The organism is Aeromicrobium sp. Leaf272, from assembly GCF_001422865.1.
Lineage (GTDB): Bacteria > Actinomycetota > Actinomycetes > Propionibacteriales > Nocardioidaceae > Aeromicrobium.
Window position 1 is genome coordinate 369,632 of the sequence record NZ_LMMY01000011.1, and the last position, 4,262, is coordinate 373,893.

Consider the following 4,262-nt stretch of genomic DNA (forward strand, 5'->3'; position numbering starts at 1 on the left):
GAGGTCGAGGTTGAGGTACTCGAAGCGGTCGGCGTCGAACACCCGGTGACGCGGGTGCCCTCGGCCGCCGATCTCGAGCACGCGCCCGCCGGGGACGCCGGACTTGTCGAGCACGAGCGCGAGGTGCTCGTTGATCCGGTCGTCACGGACGGGCCCGTCCTTCCACGCGTCGCGCAGCCGGTCGAGCGCGACCAGCTCGGGGTCGCGCGGCGGCTTCGGTGGGGGCGGTGGCGTCCAGATCCGACGGGCGAGGCGTTCGCGTAGTCCGGCCATGGCGGCGACGCTAGGTCCTGGGGGTGAACGGGGCATGAGGTCGCGACGACCCCTGGTCGACGACTACGCGGAGACGCTCACCGCCGACACGCTCGCGCGGACCAGCGCGGTCAACGCCTCGACGTCCCCGTCCCGGACGAGGTCGCGCGGCACCATCCAGCTGCCGCCGACCGCGGCCACCGCCGGAAGGGCGAGGTAGTCCGCTGCGGTCGCGCCGGTGATCCCACCGGTCGGGACGAAGGACACCTGCGGGAACGGGGCCGACAGCGCCGCGACCGCCGGCACACCACCGGACGTCTCTGCCGGGAAGAACTTGACGAGGTCGAGCCCGGCGTCCAGGGCCGTCATGATCTCGGTCGGCGTCCCGGCGCCGGGAACGACCAGCACCCCGTGTTCCGCGCAACGCTCGACCACCGCACGACTGAAGCCCGGGGACACCACGAACTCGGCACCGGCGTCGACCGCGACGTCCACCTGCTTCGCCGTCAGCACGGTTCCCGCACCCACCGTCACCCCACCGTGGTCACGCATCCGCCCGATCGCCGCAGCGGCAGCGGCGGTGCGGAAGGTCACCTCGGCGAGGGGCAGGCCGCCGTCCGCGAGCGCGGTAGCAAGGTGGTCCGCGTGACCCGGATCGTCGATCACGACCACGGGGACGAGGCGGTGGGTGCGCAGCAGGTCGGTGGTGCTCATGCGGTGGTTCCTCCGGTGGTGGTCGTCATGGTCGTCGTACCGACGCCGCCCTCGACGCCCGCGCGGGCGAGGAGCGCGACGCCGACGAGCGTGGCCTCGGGCTCGGTCACGAAGTGCAAGGTCCTGGCGGTCGCGTCCTGGCGCAGGCCTCGCCAACCTGGTCGCGAGGCCGGCAGGCCGGCGACCACCACGTCGGCGGCCGGGCGACCCGCGAGCACCTCAAGGCGTGCCGTGGTGCGCTCGGCCTCCTGCGCGAGCCCGGCGAACAGGCTGGTCATCAGCCGGCCGCGGGTCGGCTCGAACGGCAAGGGTCCCAGCTCCACGGTCCGGCCAGCGACGTCCACGGAGGCGGCGGGGACGTCGTGGTCGGGGAGGACCTCGTCCCAGAGGACGTCGTCCTCCTCGCCGGCGTAGAGCAGCTCGCGCCAGGCCTGGTAGATCCGGCCAGCGGGAGTCGCGCGGTGCAGGTAGAGAAGGTCACCCGACACGAAGGCGCCGGCGTCGACGTCGGGCGGGAGGTCGGCCGGCAGCCGGTCGACCAGCATGACCTGCGCCTCCGACGTGCCGGCCGACACGTAGACGTCCCCGGCCCGCCGCACGCCGGCGCCGAACGCGCCGCACCAGTGGTCGTGCCCGCCCGTCACCACGGGCAGCCCGTCCGCAGGGCGCCCGTCCCGACGCCACGTGCCGACGATCGTGCCGCTCGGGACCAGACGTGGCAGACGCAGGTGTCCTGCGCCGACACCGGCCAGCCGGTCGGCACGCAGCGAGGTGGAGTCGAGGTCGAGCAGGCCGGTCCGCGAGGAGTGCGAGACGTTGAGGAAGGCTCCGTCGGCCCCGTCACCGACCAAGGTGAGGGCGACGTGGTCGGCGAGGCTCGTGAAGGTGACGGCGCGAGCGAGCTCCTCGGGGCGCTCGCGTGCGAGCCAGGCGAGCTTGAACACGGAGAAGGTGTCGTCGAGCGGCGAGAGCGCCGGGTCGGTGACCCATCTCCTGGCCGTTCGGCCGTGCTCGGCGTGCCAGGCCAGCACCGGCCCGGTCACGGCGCCATCCGCGTCGAGCAGCACGACCTCCTCACCGACGGAGCCGACCGCGAGCCCGCCCAGCCGCCCGACCTGCACCTCGGGGTGGTCGAGGACTTCGTCGAGCAGGCCCTGCACGGTCTCGATCAGGGCTCCGGCGTCGCGCGTCCCTCCCAGCGCGTCGTCGTGCACGGGCGTGGGAGCCGCGGCGACCGCCACCAACAGGCCGGTGTCCCCGTCGACGCAGCCGACCTTGGTCCGGGTCGTGCCGATGTCGACGCCCAGGTAGAGCGTCACGCCGCACCTCCGTGCCAGGTCACGGCGATGTCCTCGCGGAGCGCCCGGACGAGCACGGGGTCGACGTCCGGCGTCAGGTTCGCTGCGTTGGCCGCGCCCATCGCCGTCGCGAGCGTGAGCGCCTCGACCGCGGGTCGGTCGTCGCCCAGGGCGACCGCGAGGCCCGCGAGGAACGAGTCACCCGACCCCGTGGCGTTGACCGTCTCGACCCGAGGTGCGGCCACGGACCAGGACTCCCTCCCGGCCCACACGGCCCCGTCCGCACCGAGCGTGATCACGAAGGTTGCCCCGGTGGCGGCAACCAGCTCCTGGGTGGCGGCGAGGACGGCCTCGGCGTCGTGCAGCGTCGAGCCGACCACCTCGCCGAGCTCCAGCGCGTTCGGCTTCACCACCAGGCCCCCGGCGGCGGGTTCGGAACGGAATGCGTCGATGACCGCGGCGAGCGCCGCGCCGTGGGCGTCGACGATCGCGAGCGCACCGGCGCCGACCGCGAGCCGGGCCACGCGCGCATGCAGGTCGCCGTCGCACCCGGGTGGGAGGCTGCCGGTCGAGACGACCACGTCGCCGGTACGCACGACCGACCGCAGCCCCTCCAGCAGCGCGGACTGCTCCGCCGGCGAGACGTGCGGACCACGTTCGTTCAGGACCGTCGACCGTCCCGTCGACTCCTCGATCACCACGGGGGTCACCCGGGTCTCCCCAGCGATCTCGACGTGGTGGTCCGCGACGCCGAGATCGACGCACCCCGCTCGGATGATCCGGCCGACCGCCCCTCCGGCGAACCCGTGTGCGGTGACCCGCGCGTCCATCCGTCGCGCGGCGCGGCAGACGATCATCCCCTTGCCGCCGGGCAGGCTACGGACGGACGTCACCCGGTTGACCTCGAACGGCCGGAAGTGCTCCACGGTCTGCAGCCGGTCGAGGGCCGGGTTCGGACACACCACGTGCAGGGTCGCGTCGGCCATGGCGGGCTCGGTCACTCCGTGATCTGGTACAGGCCGAAGAGCTCCTCGTCGCTCGCGGACAGGATCTCCTCCTCGCGCTCGCGCCACGTCGTGGCCGTCACCGCTACGAGCTCGTCCAGGCGGTCCGTGTCCGGCGGCAGGTTCATGGCCGCGTACGGGTTGCCCCCCGCGCCGAGCGGCTCGGCCGAGGCGTAGTGGTCACCCCGCTGGTAGCCGATGGCATAGAGCGCCATCATTACGACGTCGAGGTCGAGCAGTCCACGGCCCAGCGCGCGCCGGTTCGAGTCGGCCAGGTGCAGGTTGATCATCCGGTGACCGTGGTCCAGGAGCGTCGCGCCGATGTGCAGCTCGCCGCTCAGCATGTGGTAGAGATCGCCGTTGATGTGCTGGACGGCCGGGTGGTCGACCCGTGCGAGCAGGTCGAGGGCCTCGTCGAACGTGTGGACGACACTGCACTCCTCCGGGCGGATCGGCTCGACGGCGCCACGGATGCCGGCAGCGGCGAAGTCGTCGGCCACGAGGCGGATGGTGTCGGCCGCGCGCTGCAGCTCGTAGGAGTCGAAGGGCACCGGGCGCCCGACCGAACCGGCTCCGAACAGCAGGTACGTGCCGCCGACGGCCGCGGTGAACTCGACCTGCCGGCGGAAGTAGTCGACGGCGCGCTGGCGCACGTGCGGGTGCAGGTGGGCGAACTCCTGGTTCGGCGTCACCATGCCGCACACGCCGGAGACGGAGACTCCGTGGTCACCGAGGATCCGCAGCACCTCGTCCGGCCGGTAGCCCATGTCCGGTGAGTACAGGTTCCCGTGGAGCTCGATGTGCTCGACACCGTTGGCCTCGAGCCGCGCGGCCGACGCGGAGAGCTCCTCGGTGCCGAAGCCCCAGTTGCTCCAGGCCAGCTTGAGCCGCGGCTCGTCGGCGGTGTGCGAACGACGTGCCTCGACGAAGGCCTTGACGACGCGTTGGTCGTGGATGCGGAACGGTTGTGGCTTCATGGGACTTCCTCCGGGGG

5 protein-coding genes are annotated in these 4,262 nt (G+C 72.9%); all 5 read right to left on the reverse strand.

The window, feature by feature from the left end; genetic code table 11:
- On the reverse strand, positions 1–273 hold a 273-nt coding region (locus ASF38_RS18020; RefSeq protein WP_200914470.1), incomplete at its 3' end, for a hypothetical protein.
- Between the two features lie 63 nt (positions 274–336).
- The gene (locus ASF38_RS08870; protein ID WP_056575209.1) at positions 337–966 is read right to left on the reverse strand and encodes a bifunctional 4-hydroxy-2-oxoglutarate aldolase/2-dehydro-3-deoxy-phosphogluconate aldolase; all 630 of its coding nucleotides are present in this window, start codon (positions 964–966) and stop codon (positions 337–339) included.
- Positions 963–2,285, reverse strand: coding sequence for an L-fuculokinase (locus tag ASF38_RS08875; RefSeq protein WP_056575212.1), 1,323 nt, complete (start codon positions 2,283–2,285; stop codon positions 963–965). The genes ASF38_RS08870 and ASF38_RS08875 overlap by 4 nt, the downstream gene beginning before the upstream one ends.
- Complete coding sequence (locus ASF38_RS08880; protein ID WP_235497571.1) at positions 2,282–3,250, reverse strand: 1-phosphofructokinase family hexose kinase; 969 nt, start codon at positions 3,248–3,250, stop codon at positions 2,282–2,284. Before ASF38_RS08880 ends, ASF38_RS08875 begins: the two co-directional genes overlap by 4 nt.
- Before the next feature lie 11 nt (positions 3,251–3,261).
- The gene (locus ASF38_RS08885) at positions 3,262–4,245 is read right to left on the reverse strand and encodes a sugar phosphate isomerase/epimerase (RefSeq protein ID WP_082480636.1); all 984 of its coding nucleotides are present in this window, start codon (positions 4,243–4,245) and stop codon (positions 3,262–3,264) included.
- Positions 4,246–4,262: the final 17 nt, after the last annotated feature.

Coding starts and splice junctions, on each gene's coding strand:
- ASF38_RS08870 (WP_056575209.1), bottom strand. CDS start 966: ATGAGCACCACCGACCTGCTGCGCACCCACCGCCTCGTCCCCGTGGTC.
- ASF38_RS08880 (WP_235497571.1), bottom strand. CDS start 3,250: ATGGCCGACGCGACCCTGCACGTGGTGTGTCCGAACCCGGCCCTCGAC.
- ASF38_RS08885 (WP_082480636.1), bottom strand. CDS start 4,245: ATGAAGCCACAACCGTTCCGCATCCACGACCAACGCGTCGTCAAGGCC.